Origin of the sequence: Pseudomonas sp. PB101 (assembly GCF_009764265.1) — a bacterium.
GTDB lineage: Bacteria > Pseudomonadota > Gammaproteobacteria > Pseudomonadales > Pseudomonadaceae > Aquipseudomonas.
The window spans coordinates 1-20,221 of the sequence record NZ_RWIR01000076.1 but is presented as its reverse complement, the minus strand read 5'-3'; the positions used below and the strand labels follow the sequence as shown (position 1 = coordinate 20,221).

Sequence of the window (20,221 nt, the reverse complement as noted above, 5' to 3'; positions counted from 1 at the left end):
TTCAGGCATTACAACTTACGAAGCCGAACGCGCCGAACCTTGCGAAACATTCGTCGGTTGCAGCTTGAACACGTAGAACAACACCGTCAGCAGCACCAGGAACGCAGGTCCCACATACAGCGCCACGCGGGTGTCCGGGAAGTAAGCCATCAGGCCGACCACCAGCACCAGGAACGCCAGCGCCAGGTACGAACTGACCGGATACAGCCACATGCGGTATTTCAGGCCGGCCGCTTCGCTGGTGCTCAGGCCTTTGCGGAACTTGAGCTGGGCCAGCAGGATCATCACCCAGGTCCAGATCGCGCCGAAGGTGGCAATCGCCGTCACCCAGACAAACACCTTTTCCGGCACCAGATAGTTGAGCAACACGCCCAGCAGCAAGGCGCCAATCGACAGCAGCAAGGCGCGACGCGGCACGCCGTTGCTCGACGTTTTGGCGAATCCCGCCGGCGCCTGGCCGTTCTGCGCCAGGCTGTAGAGCATGCGCCCGGTACTGAAAATACCGCCGTTGCAGGACGACAACGCGGCGGTGATCACCACGAAGTTGATGATGCCAGCAGCGGTCTTGATGCCCAGACGCTCGAAGGTCATCACGAACGGACTGCCCTGGGTACCGATTTCGTTCCACGGGTAGATCGACAGGATCACGAACAACGCACCGACGTAAAACAGCAGAATCCGCCAGAACACCGAGCCGATGGCGTCGGGAATGGTCTTTTGCGGGTTCTTCGCCTCACCGGCGGTCAGGCCGATCATCTCCACGCCGAGGTAGGCGAACATCACCATTTGCAGCGACATCAACACGCCTTGCACGCCGTTGGGCATGAAGCCGCCGTGCGTCCACAGGTTGGAAATCCCCAACGCCACGCCGTCGTTGCCGAAACCGAAGGCGATGATACCGATGCCGCCGAACACCATCGCCACGATGGTGACGATCTTGATCAGGGCGAACCAGAACTCGAACTCACCGAAGGCCTTGACCGCGATCAGGTTGATCGAACCCATGCTGATCAACGCAGCGAGCGCCCAGATCCAGCGCGGCACATCGGGGAACCAGATGCCCATGTAGACCGCCACGGCAGTGATTTCCGCGACGCAGGTCACCAGCCACAGGAACCAGTAGTTCCAGCCGGTCAGGAAGCCCGCCAGCGGGCCCAGGTAGTCTTGGGCGTAACGGCTGAACGAGCCGGCGACCGGGTTGTGCACGGCCATCTCGCCGAGGGCGCGCATGATCACCAGGATCGCCAGACCGCCGATGATGTAAGACAGCATGATGGCCGGGCCGGCCATTTCGATAGCCTTGGCCGAGCCCAGGAACAGGCCGACGCCGATACAGGCACCGAGTGCCATCAGGCGAATATGTCGCTCGCCGAGTTCACGTTTAAGCGGACCGCCCTGAGCGGTCTCGCCCTGGGGCAGGTGATTGCCTACGGGCATGGGGGACAACCTCGTCTTGTTATTGGATATGACCACCAAGTGGCGAAGCGCTGACCGATAAGCCCCCGCTTCCCGAACCGGCCCTGCCTCGTGGGCAGCGTCGTCTTGTAGGAAAAACCCGCAAGATCAGTGGGAAAAACGGCGCCGAGTATTGCACAACAATGGTGCATCGTCATGCCCCTGCCAAAGTCGTACTTACCCAATAAAAGGCTCTAGTTCGGCCATTACAGACCGCCACCACGCTTCAGCCGCAGCAGCACCTGTGGCGAGGGGGCTTGCCCCCCTTCGGCTGCGTAGCAGACGCAAAACCGGTAACTGCGGTGTGTCAGACGCGACAGGAGGGGCCTGCTTCGCAGTCCAACGGGGGCAAGCCCCCTCACCACAAGTGCTTCAATTCACTGATTATCGCTGCGTCCGTGCATCATTCTGCCCTGCACATTTTTTTCACCCGCGCCAACCACCGTCTAAGCTTCAGTCAAGTCCGATCAATCTGCGTGAATGGATCAGTCGACTATGGGCGCTTTATGGCAAACCGATTCGAGTAAAACCGTGGTCCCGACTGATAGTGTGGATGAAGCGCCTATACCTGAAAAACCCCGTCGTTCCAGGCACGGATGGGGAGCGTTCTGGCTATTGCTGTTGATTATCGCGATCGTCGTGGGGCTGGCGGCTGCGAGGGAGATGCGCACCTCGAAGTTCCAGGCCCGGGAAGTCAGCAAATACGCCGCGTCACTGAATTACGAGCTCAAGCCCGGCCCCAGCGATGCGATTCGCTATCCGGGCGACGGTCCGTTCGATCGACGCCTGGGCTACAGCTCGCTGGATGAATTCCTGCCGCGCCTGATCAAGCGCGATTTCGTCGTCGAGGCGCAAACGCGCTTTTCTCCAGAGCTGTTGAAGTACACCGACAAGGGCCTGTTCGTGCCTTATGCGGAGAAAATCCAGGCCGGCCTGTCGATCACCGATTGCCGTGCAGCGCCGCTGTACCGGTACAACTACCCGCAACAGCTTTACTCAACCTTCGCCTCGATCCCGCCGGTGGTGGTCAGCAGCCTGCTGTTCATCGAGAACCGCTTCCTGCTCGACCCCAGGCAACCGCTGGCCAACCCGGCGGTGGACTGGCCGCGGTTCGGCATGGCGGCGTGGTCCCAGGTGGCCAAGATTTTGCACGTCCCCGGCCAGTCCGCCGGTGGCAGTACCCTGGCCACTCAGCTGGAGAAGTACCGGCATTCCCCCGATGGCTTGACGGTCAATGGCGCGGAAAAGATTCGCCAGATGATTTCCGCCACCGTACGCGCCTATCAGGCCGGGCCACAGACCCTCGAAGCCCGGCAAAACGTGGTTCGCGACTACCTCAACAGCGTGCCGCTGTCGGCCGTACCGGGCCATGGCGAAGTGCATGGCATGGCCGAGGGCTTGCGCGTGTGGTACGGCTCCGACTTCAACCAGGCCAACGCAGCGCTGTCCAGCACCGCGACGGATCCAAAGACCATGGCGGAAAAGGGCCTGGCCCTGCGTGAGATGCTGTCGTTGATGATCGCCCAGCGCCGTCCGTCGCATTACCTGACCAAGGGCCATGATGAACTGGCCGACCTCACCGACAGCCATATTCGCCTGCTGGCGCAAAACCATGTGATCGACGCCGAATTCGCCGCTGCCGCCCTGGCCAGCAAAGTCACCTACCGCGACTGGGCCACCCAACCGACCATTCAACCGATCGAAACCAACAAGGGCATCAGTGTCGCGCGCAGCCGTCTGGCCGGCATGCTCAATCGCCCGCTGTATGACCTCGACCGCCTCGACCTCTCCGCCACCAGCACCCTGCAAGGCGAGTTGCAGAGCCAGGCCACCGACTACCTGAAAAAACTCGCCGACCCCGCCTTTGCCACGCAGATCGGCCTGATCGGCGAGCGCCTTCTGACCACGACCAGCACCACCCAGGTGCGCTACAGCTTCACCTTGTTCGAACTGACCCCGGACGGCTCGCGGGTTCGGGTGCAGACCGACAGCACCGACCAGCCATTCGACATCAACGAAGGCAGCAAACTGGAACTGGGCTCCACCGCAAAAATGCGCGTGCTGACCACCTACCTGCAAATCATCGCCGAGCTGCACGACAAATACGCCGGCATGGCCGTCCCGGACCTGAAGAAAGTCGAGGTGCCGGACCAGGACCGCCTGAGCCGCTGGGCAGTCGACTACCTGATCGAAAACAAGGACCGCGACCTGCAAAAAATGCTCGGCGCAGCCCTGGACCGCAAATACTCCGCCAGCCCCGGCGAGGCGTTTTTCACCGGGGGCGGCCTGCATGTGTTCCACAACTTCCGCAAGGAAGACAACGGCCGGATACCTCCCCTGCGCGACGCCCTGCGCGAGTCGATCAACCTGCCGTTCATTCGTCTGATGCGTGACCTGGTGCGCTACACCATCTACTCCGGCCCCAACAGCAGTGCCGAACTGCTCAAGGACGACCGCGACCCTCGGCGCCAGGAATACCTGGCCGAATTCGCCGACCGCGAGGGCACTTCGTTCCTGCTCAAGTTCTGGAAGAAGTACAAGAACAAGGACACCCAGGAACGCCTCGAAACCTTCCTCGACAGCATGCGCCCTACGCCGATCCGCATGGCCGCGGTACATCGCTACCTGCTGCCACATGCCAGCCAGGAAAGCTTCAACGCCTTCGTGCGCTCGCACCTGACCGGGGCCAAGCTCACGGAAAAACTCACTGACGAGCGTCTCGTGCGGCTTTACGAAGCCTACGGTCCCGGTGCCTATGATTTGCCGGACCAGGGCTTCATCGCCAAGGTTCACCCGCTGGACCTGTGGATGATGGGCTACCTGCTCAACCACCCCGACGCCAAGTGGGGCGACGTCGTCAACGCCAGCAAATTCGAGCGCCAGGAAGTCTACAGCTGGCTGTTCAAAAGCCGGCACAAGGGCGCCCGCGACAGTCGCATCCGCACCATGCTGGAGATCGAGGCGTTCCTCGACATTCACCAGCGCTGGCAGAAAGTCGGCTACCCGTTCGACCACCTGGTGCCTTCGCTGGCCACCGCCATCGGCAGTTCCGGCGACCGCCCCGCTGCCCTGGCCGAATTGATCGGCACCATCCTCAACGATGGCGTGCGCATGCCGACCCTGCGCATCGACAGCCTGCATTTCGCCGCGAACACCCCTTATGAAACCCAACTGATCAATGACCCCGACGTCGGCAAACGGGTGATGCCGTCCGAGGTAGCGAGGGCCATGCGCGAAGCCCTTTCGCAAGTGGTGGATGCCGGTACGGCCAAACGTGTTGCCGGCAGCTTCAAACTGCCCGACGGCACTCCGTTGGCCATGGGTGGCAAGACCGGTACTGGCGACAACCGTATCGAAGCCATAGGCTCGGGCGGACGAATCCTCAGTTCGAAATCCCTCAACCGCACGGCCACGTTTGTGTTCTATATCGGCGACACCCACTTCGGCACACTGACCGCTTTCGTGCCGGGCCGTTCGGCGGAGAGCTTTACCTTCACCTCGGCATTGCCGGTGCAGGTGCTCAAGGGCATGGCCCCGATCCTGACGCCGTACCTGCAACCGGGCACCCACACCATGTGCCAGCCAACCTCGACAACCGAGGCAACCGTTCGCCGCTAGGCGCGGATCGACACAGGCGTCCGCGTGGCGGTAACCCTGTATTTTTCACTCCTGTTTTTTGCAGGGTTCGGGGCGCGATTGACGTCGTTCCGACCCTGTTTTTGCGCTTTTTTTGTGCAGGGTGCCTGCCTAGTCTGATCGCTCCATCCATGATCAACGGACGATCAAGCCATGCTCCACACGCAACAGACTTCCAACCCGCCCGGCAACGACCCGGCGAATCAAAGCGTCCATTTCGAACTGGTCAGGCAGGCCATCCCTTCCTGGTTATCAGAAGCATCACTGTCTCGTATCACTGCAATGAAGGCTAACCGCGTGATCCTTCCCGCCTGGCAGTTGGACGCTGCACAGGCGCTACGGGAACGCTTGAACAGGGACATCAAACTCGGCTGGACCGCGCAAAACGATGTCGACCAGGCCCTGAGCGAATTGCAGGATGTCTACGCCTTCGCCAAACCCTTGTTGCAACAGGCGCTGAAGGACCGCTTCGGTGTCGAAGATGACGTCGAAGAGACCTGGTTGCGGCTGTATGCACCGGCGAAAACGTCTTGGTGGGTGCATGACTTTTCCGCAGGCACCACCAGCCGTACCGTCTCGCTGCTGGACGCCGCCCTGCACAATTTTTCCCGTGACGAGGCGTTCACCCAGGACTCGGAGTTCATCACCCGCCCCAACGCCCGTGGGCACTTCGGCGTAGTAAAGCTCAAGCACAAGCTGAGCATCGAGCAGTTCAAATCGTTGTGCCGCGAACTGGATATCGGCGCACGCTACCAACAACACCTGAACGAGTTCCTGCTGTCGGACAACCCCGTGGCCGACACCGTCCTGCGCCACAAGGTCACCCTCAGCCACAAGACCGCCCTCAACATCGCGGCGCACATGGCGCTGATGAAAAAGGACATCGACCAGGAGGCCCATGACGTCGTGCAAGGCATGCTCGACGATCGCTCAAAATTGCAATGGAGCGGGCAGCCCGTCAGCTATTACAACCTGTCGATGATGGACACGCGCCTGGTCGGAATTGTGCTGATTGCCCCCGATCTGGACACAGCCACCCGTGCCGTACCGGTCATCGCCTATGTTCCCCATGACCCGGAACATCCCCTCAAGCGATACCCGTCGATACTCGATTTCATGGCGGAGCTCACACGCCAGCTGCGCGACGGCACCTCCAGCAAAAGTTATCAACAGTACTTCAGCCAATTCGTGCCCCATCAGCAGCGCGGACATTTTTTTGCCGGACTGAATGACCGCCTGAGCAAAATCAAATGGCAGCCGGTCCCACCTGGCTCCAGCCTGCCCACTTGGCGTGAAACACCCGTGGCCAACCCCGACTTGAAATTCAGCCTGTCGAACGTCAAGACCGACAAGGAAACCACTTTCAAGAAGGATCTTTGGGGCTACTACTACCAACAGAAGCTCAACAAGATTCTCAACGATGCGCGGGAAATCGCGATTTCCACCGACTACGCCGACCGCATGGCCCGCTGGGCCTGGTGGGATAACCTGGAAAAAATGCTGGCGGACATTCTCAACGTCGCGCTGCTGGTGGCGACGCCGTTTGTGCCAGGCCTGGGCGAACTGATGCTGGCCTACACCGCCTATCAACTGACGGACGAAGTGGTCGAGGGTATCGTCGATCTGGCCGAGGGCCATTTTGCCGAGTTTGCAGAACAAGTCATCAGCGTGCTGGAAAGCGTCGTCCAACTGGGCGCATTTGCGGCGGGTGGCGCAATCGGTAATGTCGCGCGAGCGAAACTCTCACCGTTCTTCGAGGGGCTGAAACCGGTGCAATTGGCAAACGGTGAGACGCGTTTGTGGAACCCTGACCTGACCCCGTACCAGCGACCCGATGTAGTTCTTGCGGCTGACGCCCAGCCGGATGGACAAGGTATTTACCAGCATCAAGGCCGGCGAATTTTGCGCCTGGACGATCAACACTTCGAAGTGCTGGACGACCCGGTCACAGGGCAACAGCGCATCCGCCATCCGCAGCGGTTCGATGCCTATGCACCGACACTGCGTCACAATGATCAGGGCGCCTGGGTCTGTGAAACGGAAAACCCGCGCGAGTGGGAAGGTTCGACATTGATGAGGCGCATTGGTCATACAACCGATGCCTTCAGCGACACGCAACTGGAGCAGATCCGTCAGATCAGCGGTACCGAAGAAGCCGAGCTGCGCCGGATGCACATCGAGCACGCCCCGCCACCACCCCTGCTGACCGACACCCTGCAACGCCTGGGGGCACCGGTGAATCCGCCTCCTGCGCTGCCCCCGGAAATGGCCGCACTTTTCAGCGGCTATCCCGAATTGCCTGAAACCGTCGCGCAAAAGATCTTCGCCGGTGCCACCCCGTCGGAGCGCCAGCAAATGACCCGGTACAAGCGCCTGCCCTTGCGCCTGAAAAGCCAGGCCCGGGAGCTTCAGTTCGAGACGCAGGCGGTCCGCGCCGCCCACGGCCTGTACGACGACGCGTTGGTCAGCGGCGATACCGAGCGCCTGGTGCTGGGCACCTTGCGCATGCAAACCGATATCTTCGGCAAGTTGCGCATCGAAATCCGCCAGGGCACGTTCGACGGCGAACTGCGCTGCAGCGCCGGGCCCGAAGATGCGGCACAAGTACGGATCATGGTTCGCGACGAGTCCGGAAAATATGCAGTGCGCGACGCCGAGGACCGTCAGATCCATACGGCCGATGAGCTTCTTCCCTCTCTGCTCCAGGCCATAGGCAAGGATGAACTCAGAGCGTTGGGCTATCGACCGGGCGATACCGAGCTCTTCAAGCAGTGGATCATCGCCAGGATCGAGACACCAGCCGAGCGCCGGACAGTTCTGGCCACACCACCGATTCGTACCGTGGCCGAGCATGAGACCGTGCTGTTGGTGCGCGGTGCCGGGACCAGCCGTTCAGGCGCGACACTGCACGAGCGGATTCATGACCTGCATCCACATTTCAGTGACAACGAGGTAGACGTGTTTGCCCAGGCCCTGATCGAAAAGGGCGAACCGATGAAACTTCTCGATGAACAGGAAAAAGACCTCGACGAACTACGCCGGACGGTCGAACTCTGGGAGCATCAATTCGCCGGGCTGGATGCCGATAATCCGATGCCGCTACGCGGCACGCGCCTGCACATTGCAGAGCGCCTGCTTGAGTGTTTCGAGCGAAAGAACAGTGGACTCGGCAACCGTGCCAATCCGGATGGCTATGCGCTGGATCTGTCACGGGAGCTTTCATCCGTGGATCTGGAAGCTTCATGGCCGAAACGACCGGAGCTGAAAAAATTCCTCGATAAAGTGACGGCACTGAAGCTCGACAACACGCGTTTCAAGGCAACGCCGGATGGCTTGCTGCAAGACTTCCCCAACCTGCGCCAACTCAGCGCCAGACGTTGCGAACTCAAGACGCTGCCCGACAGGATCGGGGCTATGCACCGGCTGGAACGCCTGCAGTTGAGCGACAATGCCATTGTGCTTGATGCCGATGCAGTACTGCGTCTCAAGTCACTGACTTACCTGGAAATACTCAGGCTCGACAACAACCCCTTGGCGATGGCGCCGGACATTGGGCGCATGCCCAGGCTCAAGCTTGTGGCCTTGAAAAACACCGGCCTGACCACCTGGCCCGACGGCACCCTGGGCAAAACCCGACCAAGGGGTTTTCTCCTGGACCTGCGGGACAATCCTCTCGGCGTTATTCCCGAGGTAGTGCCAGGCAGACCGGAGGCCTGGGTCATTGCCCGAACCCGACTCAACGTCGGTAATTTGTCAGAGACGAACCAACTGCAATACCAGGATATTCGTCACTCAGTGGGATTGCCTCCCGAGCCTCTGGTGATTTCTATCCCGGCGAATTACGGGGCAACTGCAAACGATTGGGCCAATGTACCGGGGTTGGGAGTAGAACGGATCAGCACTTTCCAGGAACTGTCCGACGACCCCCGGTCCCATGCGTTTATCGAAGTCCTGATCAACCAGGAACACTCGTCTGACTCTGTCGCTGGTGGCCCTGCTCGCCAGCAATTGGTACAGCGCATGGCACGCATGCTCGATGCCGTGCATATCGACACTCATCTGCGCGAGCAGCTCTACACCATGGCCATCGCCCCCGTCGATTGCGCCGATGCCGGTGCGCAATTGTTCAACAGCATGGGCATTCGCGTGCTCGCCTCCGAGGCCTATTCGTTCACCACTGACCGTGCAGCGCTTCAGCGCAAACTGGTGACCCTGGCCAAAGGTGCCGCACGACTGGATCAGGTCAACGAAGTTGCCCGGGCCGATGTCGCCAGTCGTGGAGGTAACCCTGATGACGTTGAAGTCTACCTGGCGTACCAGACCGGTCTCGCCACGCGGTTGAACTTGCCATGGCAATCGCAAGGCATGCTGTACCGACCGGTTGCCGGCGTAACGGACGCCATGATTGATCAGGCGTACGACACGGTTCTGGCCTTGGGTGAAGGCGACGGCCTGATCGACACGATGCTTGAACAGGATTTCTGGGAGCACTACTTGCGCGAAACCTGGCCGATTGAAATAGAGGCGAACAAACGACTGTACCAGAGCAAATACGAGAAACTGGAGACCCTGCGTACAACCCAGCTTCAGTGGCTCGAGGCGACGTCGGACGTTCGCAAAGCCGACCTGCGCAACCAGCTCAAGTTGCTCATGAACGATCTGCCGGTGCCCGAGACCGTAGTCTTTGCCGATGAGCCGATCAGCGAAGCAAGCTTCGACCGAATGCTCGTCGACCTCGGTAACAACGAAAAAGAACTGGCCAGACGCTTGACCCGAGAGGCCCTGCGCAAAGCTGGCCAATAATGGCCAACGGCAGCCTGCCCCATCAGGCTGCCGCACATCAAGGCGCTGCGGCGATGAATATCACTCGCACATTGCCGTAATAAACACCCGGTTTGTATCCGCCGGCGGGCACTTTCGGCTGGATCTCCAGCGGGAAGCGTCCACCGGCCCTGGCCTGGGCTGCCGATACCACTTCGCGCGGTTGCGGATCATGGCTCAACTCCTGGCCATTGAAACTGACGCGCAAAGAGATGTTCTGCTCGTCGCGCCCGTTAGACAAATAAGGCTCGGCTTCCAGCCGTGCTTCAATCGCGCTGGTGTCATGCTTGACGTCGAAGTTCTTGCGCATCCCCTCCAGGGTTTTGCTGTGAATGTTCCATGGCAATATCTGTTCGCGATGTATCCAGTCCGTTTCGGCCGGGATCACGTAAAAGCCCAGTGTCGGAATGTCCACCGAGACATAGAACCTGTGTTCTTCCCGCGCCGCGAACACCAGGGTACTCACCAGCGCCATCACGCCAGCGCACATGCCGATGGCTGATTGCTTGATCATGTCTGCTACCTGCTACGTCAAAAACAAAATCGCGAGCAAGCACATGCCACTCGCCCCTGCGCTGTTACTGGCTGGCAATGCGCAACGCTTTTTTCGACGCGCCCTCGACCAGATTGAAACGGTACTCACGACCGGGTTTCTTTTCGAATTCGAAGGTTTTTCCCGCCAGAACGTGATGCTTGGTGACCGGCTCACACTCGGTTTCGTTTTTCAGCGAGCAGTTGCGAAACTCATCGATCAGCACCACGGTGTTGCCGTTGTTACGCAAGCGGTAAACACCGGCGCTGTCATCGATGACGCTGTCGAAGCGGCTGTTTTTCGGGCGTACGAAAAACACCGTACCGAAACCGGTCATGACGTTGACCCCCGCCGACAAGTTCTCTTTGTAGGCTTCGCGCTCTTCACTCGACACGGCGAACTCGTCTTCTTTCTCCGGCACCACAGGAATGAAACGCACGCGAAAATAACGCTCGGTGTCACGCTCGCCCATGTGTAACAGGCGCGTGCCCTGCATGCCCTTGGCCGGCACGATCAGTCGCGCGGGACTGGCCATCAAGCCATTCCGGCCACTGCCATCCGCTTGCGTCCCGACCGGTATTTCCTGGTGCCCCCCGTCGGCGTCGTAGACGATTTCGAGGATATTGACCTTGACGAACGCCGTGCTGTCACCGCTGTTGAACACGCGTTTGAGGTAGGTGCTCTTCTCGCCGTCCAGATAGTCATACACCGTGCCGACGTTAATCTGCGGCCCGGCCGAAATGGCCAGGGAAAAACCGCTCAAACCCATCAACAGCAACAAACGCTTCATAGCCATAAACCTCTTCACATTGAACAAAACACAACCTCCCTGTATCGATACGCGGCCCATCAGACTTCCGAGTCCCAGATCACCGTGACCCGACCTGCATAGTTGCCACCTCTACCGGGCTGCAACATGAACTCCATGACGTATGGCGGTACTTCGAAATGCAGGATGCCGGGAGCCCTGTCCACGTAAAAGCCGGGCTGGAACTGTTGCGCGTTGGCTTGTCCGGTACGCAAGCGACGCCGCTTGACCGGTTGCCCGGACATATCGGTCAAGCCATCGGGCAGGCTGACGCTGACTTGCAGTTCCACCGCGTACTTGGTGACGGGGTCTCGAATCTGGCAATCGGTGACAATCCCTGGCGTCTCGCATTCCAGCTGCATCTTGAAACGCGACGAGGCGGAGATGTTGAACGTCTGGTCTCGAAGCAGGCTCACCGGCCGACGCCCGGCCTGCAACCAGCTTTGCCAGCCGCCCACCGGAACCAGTTGGACGTTTTCACCACCGGGAGGAATCTCTACCTGGAGGGTGTGCTCAACATCGAGATTGAAGTTGATGGTCAGGCTGTCATCGCTGGGCAACATGATGTCGCCCATGTCGAAATCACGTCCGGGACCGACCCCGTAGGTGTGGCTGCCGACATAGCGTCCCGGGGACATCTTCAGCGGATTGGGGGTGCGAAGCTCGTAGCCGATCTGAAACATGTCATAGCGCAGGCTTTCAATCCGGTAAGCGGCCGTCGGGACACAGCTACTGCCTGGTCGCGTCAACCAAAAAAACGAACGCCACGTCGGTTCGACAAACATGCCTCCGGTGTAGCCACAGGGTGCGGGCGGATAAGTCCAGTTGTACCCACTCCACAGCATCGCGTGCGCGTCCGGATTACTGTCGGGCGCGCCCTCACCGATGATGTTTTGAACCCGGTCCGGCAGGTAGTATCGGCCGCCAATCGATGCTATGCGCACCTGCAATATCGACGGATCTCCGGTCTCTTGATGAATAACCTGTAGTGACGCCCACTCGGTCGGGGGCTTGAACATCGCACCTTTGCGCATATCGCTGTGCCGGGCTTCGATCGGGCCATTGGAATTGAATTCGATCGGCACCTGGATGCTGAAGATGGATAGCCCTTCGCAAAATGTCGGGTAAATGGAGCAGTGTCCGGTGAATGGCGTTGTATTGATAAATTCGTTACGCATCGGGTTGCCCGGATCAGGTTTGAATGAAGCCGTGACCTCAATGGAAGCGGCCTGCGCCGACACCGAAACCACCAGACTGAAAAGCGCTACGAAAAAACTTAACAATCGCCGCTGAATCCCATTGCCAGCCTTCACACTGAAACTCCCTGTAGAATTGACTCGTACGGCGCAAATCGGCGACGGACAGTGGCCTGCTTACTCGCAGTTCGCACCATCAGATTTCCGAATCCCAATACACCACGACAACGCCGGAATACCTGCCGCCTCTACCGGGTCGCAGCATGCTTGCCATCGAATGGGGCGGGACTTCGAAATGCAGGGTTCCCGGTTCCCGATCCACATAGAAACCGGGTTTGAAATACAGCTCATTCCCCGCACCGTGCTTCAGTCGCAAACGCCTCACAGGTTGGCCGGAAAGGTCGGTTATGCCATTGGGCAGGCTGACACTGACGAACAGCTCGACTCGTTGGTTCACCTCGGAATCCTCCAGTGCGCATTCGCTACCAATTCCAGGCCCGCAATCTATTAGCATCTTGAAACGCGACGAGGCGGAGATGTTGAACGTCTGATCGCGGAACAGGCTCACCGGACGCCGCCCTGCCTGCAGCCAGCTTTGCCAGCCACCGGCGGGCACCAGCTGGATTTTTTCGCCGCCGGGTGGAATCTCGACTTTGAGGGTGTGCTGAACATCCAGCACAAAGTTCAAGGTCAGATCACCGTCAGTGGGCAGCATCACGTTGCCCATGTCGAAGTCACCAGCAGGACCGATGCGATAGCTCAGATCGCCGGTGTACAGCCCTGACGACATGCCGAGCGGGTTAGGCGTTCGCAGTTCATAAGCAAAATCCAGATGCTCATACGACATGGCTGGAATCAGAAAACTGGCGGTTTTCACGCAGGTGCCCTGGACCGGGGTTTTCCAGAAAAACTGGTAATAGCTTTCGTTGTACCAACCGACGCCACTGTACTGACAAGGAGATGGCGGGTTTACCCAGCCGCCACCCGGGCCACCCCACAAGGCCCGATGCCCTTCAAGCGCATTCACGGCACCAGTGAGGTTGGCCGCCGTATCGCTGAGCACGTACCGAGAACCAAACCCGGCAATGCGTACCTCAACCCGTTCCGTTTCCCCGGTCTGCGCATTCGTCACTGTCAACGCACGCCATTGCGCCGGGACAGTAAACATCGAGCTGTTGCGCGGCGAGTCATTGGGCTGCATGGCCCTGGCCGAATCGAAGCGTATCGGCAGGCGGATGCTGAACATTTGGTTGTCTTCGCACTGGTCGGGATAATCCGCGCAGTAACCACTGACCGGGGTCTTGTTGATGAACGTGTTGCGCTGCGGATTCGCCGAATCGGGGCGGAACAACGCCCTGATTTCCTGATTCACCGCCTCGGACGAGGGCGCTACAAACAGCGCCAGCAGGCACAACCATTGCGGCAGTAAGGTCTTGGGATTCACCATTCAACTGGCCTCCTGTCGAGTGAATGAGGCATCCGCCAGCGTGTCCGGCGAGCAACGCAAATCGCCGATCATCAATACGTTGTTTTCACTGCGGTGCTTGTCGGTATCGAGTCGGAACTGGCACAGCAACTGATCGGCGTAACGCACTTGCAGGGTTGGCGAGCCGGCATGCATTTCCATCGAGAAGAAGCCGTCGACTTCACTCACGCCACGGCTGGCGTGGTTGATCACGTGGTGGCCCTTGAGCGGCCGGCCTTGCGGGTCGATCAGACGCCCCAGCACGGTCAGGGTTTTCATTACCCGGACCTTGCGGTACTCCACGCCGCCCTTGTTCAAGTGATAACGCGAGCGCGCCGGCTCGATGCTGGCCGCCGGCACGTGATTGCCCTCGAAGTCGAAGCTCACCGAACTGTTTTTGTAGGCGGTGAGCGGAATGAAATTGCGCCCCGGGCGCAATGCCGCGCTGCCACCGCTTAGGTCGTCGGCACGCAAGGCAATGCCGTCGATGTCGGACTCGACGTCGACGATCATCCCCGCTCCGCGCCCCTGATGCTGGCTGGTCAAGGCCATGCGCCGCGCTCCAACGACAAGCGTGCTGTCGAGGTTCAGGCCACCGGTGAAGTTGTCGTTGAACGATGAGCGCTGAATGAACCCGTCACCGTTGATGGATTCGGTGCGAAAGTTCGCCAGACTCGACAGACCGACGCCATAGGTGTCGGTGAGCGCGGTGACCGAGACGCTTTGCAGTACGTGGTCCTGCAGGTCCTGGCGGAAACCGACGGAGCCGTTGTTGTCACGGCTGCCATCACGGGCGGTGCGACTGCCGATGCTGCCGGAGATCTGCTGGCCCGGGCGACCCAACGCCATATTGATACTCAGGTCGACTCCACGATTGCGCGCATCGCCGCTGCTGTAACTGCCCGGGCGATCGAACAGCGACAACCGCCAGTTGGCATCGCTGCCAAACAACACGGTGCGCTGGGTCCAGCCCAGGTCCACGCCGACACCTTCGACGTTGCCTTCGCTGTGCGAGACCCGCGCATTGAGTGAACTCTTGCGGCTGATCCGGTGGTTCAACGCCAGCGATGAATTGCTGGTCTCGCCAGTGAACACATTGCGTTGGCGCACACGAGTGCCGTCGGGCAGCGTGTCATAGGTGTTGGTGGTGTCCAGCCAGCTGCGGTTGTGGCTCACCACCAGACTGCCGGAGCCATAGTTGTACAGCGCCTGCAAATCGACGCCGGTGCCGTGGTCTTCGGTCTGATAAACGTTGGCATACAGGCTGACGCTGTTGGCCAGGCTCCAATCGATGGAACTGCCATACTGCAGCGTGTTGCGAACCTGCCGCGCGGACAGCCCGAGAATCACCCGTGGGTGCAGCAGATAGTTGATCGCAGCGCCTGCCGTCGCGTCGCCACTGTCCTGCTGGTCCCAGTTGCTGAGCAGTTTGCTTTCCTGCCCGACGAACAGGTTGTAGCGCCAGCGCTCATCAAAGTTGCGCCAGTTATTCGGCTTATAGATCAACTCCTGGGTGGTGGACGTCACCTGACCGTCTTCGATCAGCCGCACTTCCACCTCATAAATACCGCCGGGCAAGGGTCGCGTATCGAGCGTTTGCAAACCCGCCGGCACCGACTGGGTGTTGATCAGCAAACCATCGCGATAGATCTCCACGGAGCCCTGACGGTTGGCCGTGACGTACACCGGATACACGCTGGGCTTGGGGCTGTCGATCGCCAGGCTGTCGGAACTGCCATACATCACCCCTACGGCGGTATCAGGGCTGGTGCCGAATGAACGGGGCTGGCGCGTCAGGCCTTCGGAGTTGGGGGTGAAGTAACCCAGACGAAAAAAACTCCCTTCCAGTTCACGCTGGCTGTAGAGCTCATTCACGGCGTGATAAAGCTTGTCGTCCGGGCCGCCAAGGCGAGACAGTTGCATGTTGAAAGCCTGTGTCCAGTTGCCCAGGCTGGCGCTGGCCTCCAGGCCAAAACGACCGCCCAGGTCCTGGTCCTGGCCGCCGTTGAGATTGAGTTGGTTACGCACAATCAGGCCGCTGCTGCCGCCTTGCGGTTGCTCGTAATAACGTTTGGCTTCGCTGTCGCGCTCGGCATTTTCGGTGACGATCGACAGCAATGAATTTTCAAGGTTGTAGTGCGCCGCCAGCATTTGCTCCGGGCATTGCCCGCTGCAGGAGCCAAGCGCCACGCCGGGTTTGAGAATATCGGCCCAGGCTTCGCGCTCACCTGCACTGAAGCGGCTTTCGCTGGTATCGGTGAAATCGAGCAACGTCACCCGGTCATCGCGGGACAACACAATCATCGCCTCGCCGAGGGGTTGCTGGTCGAGCTCGACCCGAACCGCCAGCGGTACATCGAAGAAATGTTCTTCGAATTCGGCCGGCAGGCCCTTGGCCTGTGCCAGCAAACTTCGTGGCGTGTTATCAATGGAAGTGGGCGCCGCAAATGCACTGCTACATAACAGCAGCGCAAGCGCCGCCGCGATGGGCGTCATCGGGAACATGAACGAATACTCTGATTACGAAGAAGTCAAAACACGGTCGACAAACCGGAAAGTTTGCCGACCGAGTACGTTACCTGGAACAAGTAAGCGTATTAGTGTCGAAAGTCTTGTTTAGACAGAAGGCTCAACGACCAACATGACAACACCGGTGTATTCGCCTGCATCAGGTTTGCCGCTGGTGATTGCACTGATTTTGAAAGGTGCGCGGTAGCGTGTATTGGAATCAGTATCTCCGACAACTTCCTGCGAAGTGGTATTCAATGTCTTGCCATTGAGCTCGACTTTCAAATCAATGGTTTTACTACCGGCGATCAACTTTGGAACGCCTTCGAGTCGTGCGTTGACCTTACCGGCGGTGTGAAGGACGTCAAAGTGCCCGTCGACGGTTTTCATGGCGTCGATGCCTGGGTTGTAGCTCATGTCCTGATCCTTGTTGACCAGGTCGAAATCAACCGGCACCGCGTAGAAGTCATCGGAGTTGACAGTTGCCTTCAAACTGATGGAGTGCCGGGCTTCGGTGGCGGCAAACGCCATCGATGAACTCAGGGCCAGAACAGCCAGGGGAGCAGCAAACGCGATTTTCTTGAACATCTTTCAGTACCTGTCTTTAAAAAGGATGGTGTGCTGAAAGTTCATGTTGAGTAAAAACTGTCACGAGCAGCCATTTGCCCAGCTGAACTTTCAACGCCGAAAGATGATCGACCAATTGTTCTTGAAAGTAAGCAGGAAGGTTCCTGCGAATGCGTAGCCAAAGTGCTATTAGCGCAGACAGAAAAAAGCAGAAAATCATATAAACTGAATGTTTGGCTGTAAGAGAAATACTACAAATAGCGTTTTAACAGCATGACCTGCGAGATATTAACCAAGTAGCGTCTGTAAGACCAATACCACACTACCCGTAAACAGTGGACAAGGACAATAGATTAGAGAGTTAACACTAATTTTGACCTTTTGACCCGCTCCGCTGATCACTATTTTTTGGGGTTTGACGCTGATTTCCATTTTGCAGTCAGGAGTGGCCGCTGGTCGGGAGGGCTTGCCATCCACTTAAGATATATCTTAAGTTACATCTAAAGACGACGAGAGAACGCAAAAATGAGAGACCATCATTCCCCCCACCGTGAACACGGCGACGGCCGTGACGGCTTCGAGAAACGTCCCGCCCGCGAACGCGGTGGCCGCGGCCCCCGGGTGTTTGCCCCCGGCGATCTGAAATTGCTGCTGCCGGCGTTGATCGCCGAACAGCCGTGCCACGGCTACGACCTGATCCGCCAGATCGAAGGCATGTTCGAGGGCGCTTACTGCCCCAGCCCCGGCGTGATCTACCCGACCCTGACGTTCCTGGAAGAAAGCGAACTGATTCTGGGCGACGCCGAAGGCGGGAAAAAACGCTACACAATTACCGATGCCGGACGTCTGTTCCTGCAAGAGCAAGCCGTTGCACTGGATGGCGTGCGGATGCGCATCGACGTCAGCAAGCGTTCGCTGCGCGGGCATGATCGTCCGGCGGAAATCCACGAAGCGGTGCATAACCTGCGCCACGCCCTGCAAATGCACCACGGGCGCTGGAGCCCCGAGGAAATCCTGCGGGTTCGTGATCTGCTCAACGACACCGCCAAAGCCATCGTCGACGGCCCCGCCGTTCAACCCGTTCAGGAGAAAGCCGAATGACTGAAGTGATCAGCACCATTCACCGTGTCATGCACGAAATCAAACGCCGTCGCCTGGAGGTATTGCGCGTGGTCGACCTGACCCCGCGCATGCGCCGGATTACCCTGGGTGGCCCGCAATTGGCAGGCTTCGTCAGCCTGGGCACGGACGATCACGTCAAACTGTTGTTCCCGCAGAACGCCGAGCAGGCTGCCGCTCTGGAAACCCTGGTGCTGGGTGCCGGCAAGGACAACGGCCCGCTGCCTGAGATGCGCGACTACACCCCGCGCCGCTACGACCTCGATAGCCTGGAACTGGACATCGACTTCGTGCTGCACGGTGACGGCCCTGCCTCGACCTGGGCGGCGCAAGCCCAACCGGGGCAGTTCCTGCACATCGGCGGACCGCGCGGTTCGATGATCGTGCCGGATATCTTCGACAGCTACTTGCTGATCGGCGACGAAACCGCCCTGCCCGCCATCGCCCGGCGCCTGGAAGGCCTGGCGGCCAACCGCCGTGCGCTGGTGATCGTCGAAGTGGAGAACGGCAAGGAGCAGCAAGTGCTGCACAGCCCGGCCGAGGTCAATGTGATCTGGGTGCTGCGCGAAGGCGGCAAGGATCATTTGTTGAGCACCGTGCGCCAGATCCAGGTGCCAACCGGCAGCCTGTACGCGTGGGTGGCGACCGAGAGCAAGGTTTCGCGGCAGATTCGGCGGGTGTTGCTCGATGATCATGGGCTGGACGAGCAGTTCGTCAAGGCGGTGGGGTACTGGAAACTGGGGGACAGCGACGAAGAGTGATCTGCTCTCGGGCCTCTTCGCGAGCAGGCTCGCTCCCACAAGGGCGAGTGTATGCAGTTCCAATGTGGGAGCGAGCTTGCTCGCGATGGCGGCGCATCAGACACTACAAACACTGACTCTTGGCACGAGACCCAAGCCACCGATCCAGCCCGATCACCAGCAACGCAATCGTCACAAACCCTGCCAACACCCACGCGGCATTGATGAACACCTGTGGATAACCCAACAAGTTCACATTCAGAAACCAATAGGGGTAACTGCTCAGAAAGTGCCCGCGCAGCAACGCGTAAGCAAAATAGACACACGGATAGATCAGCCACAGCAGCACATGCATGAGACGTAACGTGCCTTTGGGTACGCAGAACCACCAGAACAGCAGAAACAGTAGCGGCATCACATCGTGCAGCAGTTCATCGACAACAAACTGCCAGCCTTCGGGATGAAACAGTCGACGCAGCAAAAAACTGTACGCCAGGCTGACCATGGCAATGCTCACGGCCACGCCGCTGCTCACCCACGGTTGCAGGAACCAGCGTCGGGCAGCCGACTCGCGACGGGTCGCCGCGCAGGTCAGCACCACCGCCATCAACATGTTGGTCAGTACGGTGAAGTAACTGAAAAAACTCATCAGCGCGCCCATCAGGCTGCCGCCGCTACTCCAGCGGTAATAACAAACCAGGTACATCTGGATGCTCAGTGCGGCCCAGCCGAGGGATGCTGCCAGCCAGAACAATCGTCGCCGCACGTCAACGTCAACCGTCATCAGAGCGGTCGCTTGGTGCGCATCAACTTCACATACAGGCGTTCGACCTTCTCCCGCGCCCACGGGGTTTTGCGCAGGAACGTCAGGCTCGACTTGATGCTCGGCTCGCTCTTGAAGCAGCGGATATCGATGCGTTCGGCCAGCCCCGACCACTCGTAATGTTCAACCAGCGCATTGAGGATCTGTTCCAGCGTCACGCCGTGCAGCGGGTCAGTGTTGTGTTCGGTCATGCCGGGCCTTCATGCGGAGAGGGAATTGGAAGCCGCGCACCTTAGCCGAGGGTTTCGTCGGGTGGAAGCGATCTATCAAATGTAGGTGATCTTGGGATACTGGAATCCTGGAATCCTGTAGGAGCAAGCTTGCTCGCGAAAAACGCAACGACGCCGCTGGGTATCTGGTTTGACGCGTTATCGTTCACGACCATCGTCGGAACGCCGCCCGGAGCAAGCTCGCTCCTACAAAGTGGACTGCACCCCAAAAGCTGGACACCAATCCTGACTTTTGGCGGTGTTTCCATGGGCAAGTTTTCGCTTCAGTTCAAAATTACGGCCATTGAGGCTTATATCAACGGCAATGTAGGTTTTCGCAAG

At 59.2% G+C, this 20,221-nt stretch carries 14 protein-coding genes; 5 read left to right on the top strand and 9 right to left on the bottom strand.

Annotated features, from left to right (window positions below):
- Window positions 1-15 precede the first annotated feature (15 nt).
- Complete coding sequence (locus tag EI969_RS23310; protein ID WP_160389841.1) at window positions 16-1,437, bottom strand: amino acid permease; 1,422 nt, start codon at window positions 1,435-1,437, stop codon at window positions 16-18.
- Between the two features lie 513 nt (window positions 1,438-1,950).
- Between EI969_RS23310 and EI969_RS23305 the strand changes: the two genes are divergently transcribed.
- Both EI969_RS23305 and EI969_RS23300 read left to right on the top strand, forming a co-directional pair.
- On the top strand, window positions 1,951-5,073 hold the full coding sequence (locus EI969_RS23305) for a transglycosylase domain-containing protein (protein WP_160389840.1): 3,123 nt from the start codon (window positions 1,951-1,953) through the stop codon (window positions 5,071-5,073).
- A 171-nt stretch (window positions 5,074-5,244) separates the two neighbouring features.
- Window positions 5,245-9,894, top strand: coding sequence for a dermonecrotic toxin domain-containing protein (locus EI969_RS23300; RefSeq protein ID WP_160389839.1), 4,650 nt, complete (start codon window positions 5,245-5,247; stop codon window positions 9,892-9,894).
- A gap of 37 nt (window positions 9,895-9,931) precedes the next feature.
- Here the strand turns inward: EI969_RS23300 and EI969_RS23295 are convergent, their stop codons facing one another.
- The 6 genes from EI969_RS23295 to EI969_RS23270 form a co-directional block, all read right to left on the bottom strand.
- A complete protein-coding gene (locus tag EI969_RS23295; RefSeq protein ID WP_160389838.1) occupies window positions 9,932-10,426 on the bottom strand; it encodes a CS1 type fimbrial major subunit in 495 nt (164 codons plus the stop codon).
- Between the two features lie 64 nt (window positions 10,427-10,490).
- The gene (locus EI969_RS23290; RefSeq protein WP_160389837.1) at window positions 10,491-11,234 is read right to left on the bottom strand and encodes a molecular chaperone; all 744 of its coding nucleotides are present in this window, start codon (window positions 11,232-11,234) and stop codon (window positions 10,491-10,493) included.
- Between the two features lie 59 nt (window positions 11,235-11,293).
- Window positions 11,294-12,565 (bottom strand): hypothetical protein, encoded by a 1,272-nt coding sequence (locus tag EI969_RS23285; protein WP_371926020.1) that lies wholly within the window; start codon window positions 12,563-12,565, stop codon window positions 11,294-11,296.
- A gap of 79 nt (window positions 12,566-12,644) precedes the next feature.
- A complete protein-coding gene (locus EI969_RS23280) occupies window positions 12,645-13,895 on the bottom strand; it encodes a hypothetical protein (RefSeq protein ID WP_160389836.1) in 1,251 nt (416 codons plus the stop codon).
- A complete protein-coding gene (locus EI969_RS23275) occupies window positions 13,896-16,418 on the bottom strand; it encodes a TcfC E-set like domain-containing protein (RefSeq protein ID WP_160389835.1) in 2,523 nt (840 codons plus the stop codon). It abuts the gene before it with no gap.
- A 111-nt stretch (window positions 16,419-16,529) separates the two neighbouring features.
- Entirely contained in the window at window positions 16,530-17,009 is a 480-nt protein-coding gene (locus EI969_RS23270) for a CS1 type fimbrial major subunit (protein ID WP_110660073.1), read from the bottom strand.
- Between the two features lie 504 nt (window positions 17,010-17,513).
- Between EI969_RS23270 and EI969_RS23265 the strand changes: the two genes are divergently transcribed.
- Both EI969_RS23265 and EI969_RS23260 read left to right on the top strand, forming a co-directional pair.
- Complete coding sequence (locus tag EI969_RS23265; protein ID WP_160389834.1) at window positions 17,514-18,089, top strand: PadR family transcriptional regulator; 576 nt, start codon at window positions 17,514-17,516, stop codon at window positions 18,087-18,089.
- Complete coding sequence (locus EI969_RS23260; RefSeq protein WP_160389833.1) at window positions 18,086-18,868, top strand: siderophore-interacting protein; 783 nt, start codon at window positions 18,086-18,088, stop codon at window positions 18,866-18,868. The genes EI969_RS23265 and EI969_RS23260 overlap by 4 nt, the downstream gene beginning before the upstream one ends.
- 103 nt (window positions 18,869-18,971) lie before the next feature.
- Here the strand turns inward: EI969_RS23260 and EI969_RS23255 are convergent, their stop codons facing one another.
- Window positions 18,972-19,631, bottom strand: coding sequence for a Pr6Pr family membrane protein (locus tag EI969_RS23255; RefSeq protein WP_160389832.1), 660 nt, complete (start codon window positions 19,629-19,631; stop codon window positions 18,972-18,974).
- Window positions 19,631-19,861 carry a VF530 family DNA-binding protein gene (locus EI969_RS23250; protein ID WP_046041003.1) on the bottom strand — a complete coding sequence of 77 codons (231 nt, stop codon included), beginning with the start codon at window positions 19,859-19,861 and terminating at the stop codon, window positions 19,631-19,633. The genes EI969_RS23255 and EI969_RS23250 overlap by 1 nt, the downstream gene beginning before the upstream one ends.
- A gap of 129 nt (window positions 19,862-19,990) precedes the next feature.
- Between EI969_RS23250 and EI969_RS23245 the strand changes: the two genes are divergently transcribed.
- Window positions 19,991-20,221 (top strand): hypothetical protein (locus EI969_RS23245; protein ID WP_160389831.1); only part of this gene is annotated, 231 nt, incomplete at its 3' end.

Excerpts from the sequence above, each read along its gene's own strand:
- EI969_RS23310 (WP_160389841.1), bottom strand. The coding sequence starts at position 1,437 with ATGCCCGTAGGCAATCACCTGCCCCAGGGCGAGACCGCTCAGGGCGGT.
- EI969_RS23305 (WP_160389840.1), top strand. The coding sequence starts at position 1,951 with ATGGGCGCTTTATGGCAAACCGATTCGAGTAAAACCGTGGTCCCGACT.
- EI969_RS23300 (WP_160389839.1), top strand. The coding sequence starts at position 5,245 with ATGCTCCACACGCAACAGACTTCCAACCCGCCCGGCAACGACCCGGCG.
- EI969_RS23295 (WP_160389838.1), bottom strand. The coding sequence starts at position 10,426 with ATGATCAAGCAATCAGCCATCGGCATGTGCGCTGGCGTGATGGCGCTG.
- EI969_RS23290 (WP_160389837.1), bottom strand. The coding sequence starts at position 11,234 with ATGAAGCGTTTGTTGCTGTTGATGGGTTTGAGCGGTTTTTCCCTGGCC.
- EI969_RS23280 (WP_160389836.1), bottom strand. The coding sequence starts at position 13,895 with ATGGTGAATCCCAAGACCTTACTGCCGCAATGGTTGTGCCTGCTGGCG.
- EI969_RS23275 (WP_160389835.1), bottom strand. The coding sequence starts at position 16,418 with ATGTTCCCGATGACGCCCATCGCGGCGGCGCTTGCGCTGCTGTTATGT.
- EI969_RS23270 (WP_110660073.1), bottom strand. The coding sequence starts at position 17,009 with ATGTTCAAGAAAATCGCGTTTGCTGCTCCCCTGGCTGTTCTGGCCCTG.
- EI969_RS23265 (WP_160389834.1), top strand. The coding sequence starts at position 17,514 with ATGAGAGACCATCATTCCCCCCACCGTGAACACGGCGACGGCCGTGAC.
- EI969_RS23260 (WP_160389833.1), top strand. The coding sequence starts at position 18,086 with ATGACTGAAGTGATCAGCACCATTCACCGTGTCATGCACGAAATCAAA.
- EI969_RS23255 (WP_160389832.1), bottom strand. The coding sequence starts at position 19,631 with ATGACGGTTGACGTTGACGTGCGGCGACGATTGTTCTGGCTGGCAGCA.
- EI969_RS23250 (WP_046041003.1), bottom strand. The coding sequence starts at position 19,861 with ATGACCGAACACAACACTGACCCGCTGCACGGCGTGACGCTGGAACAG.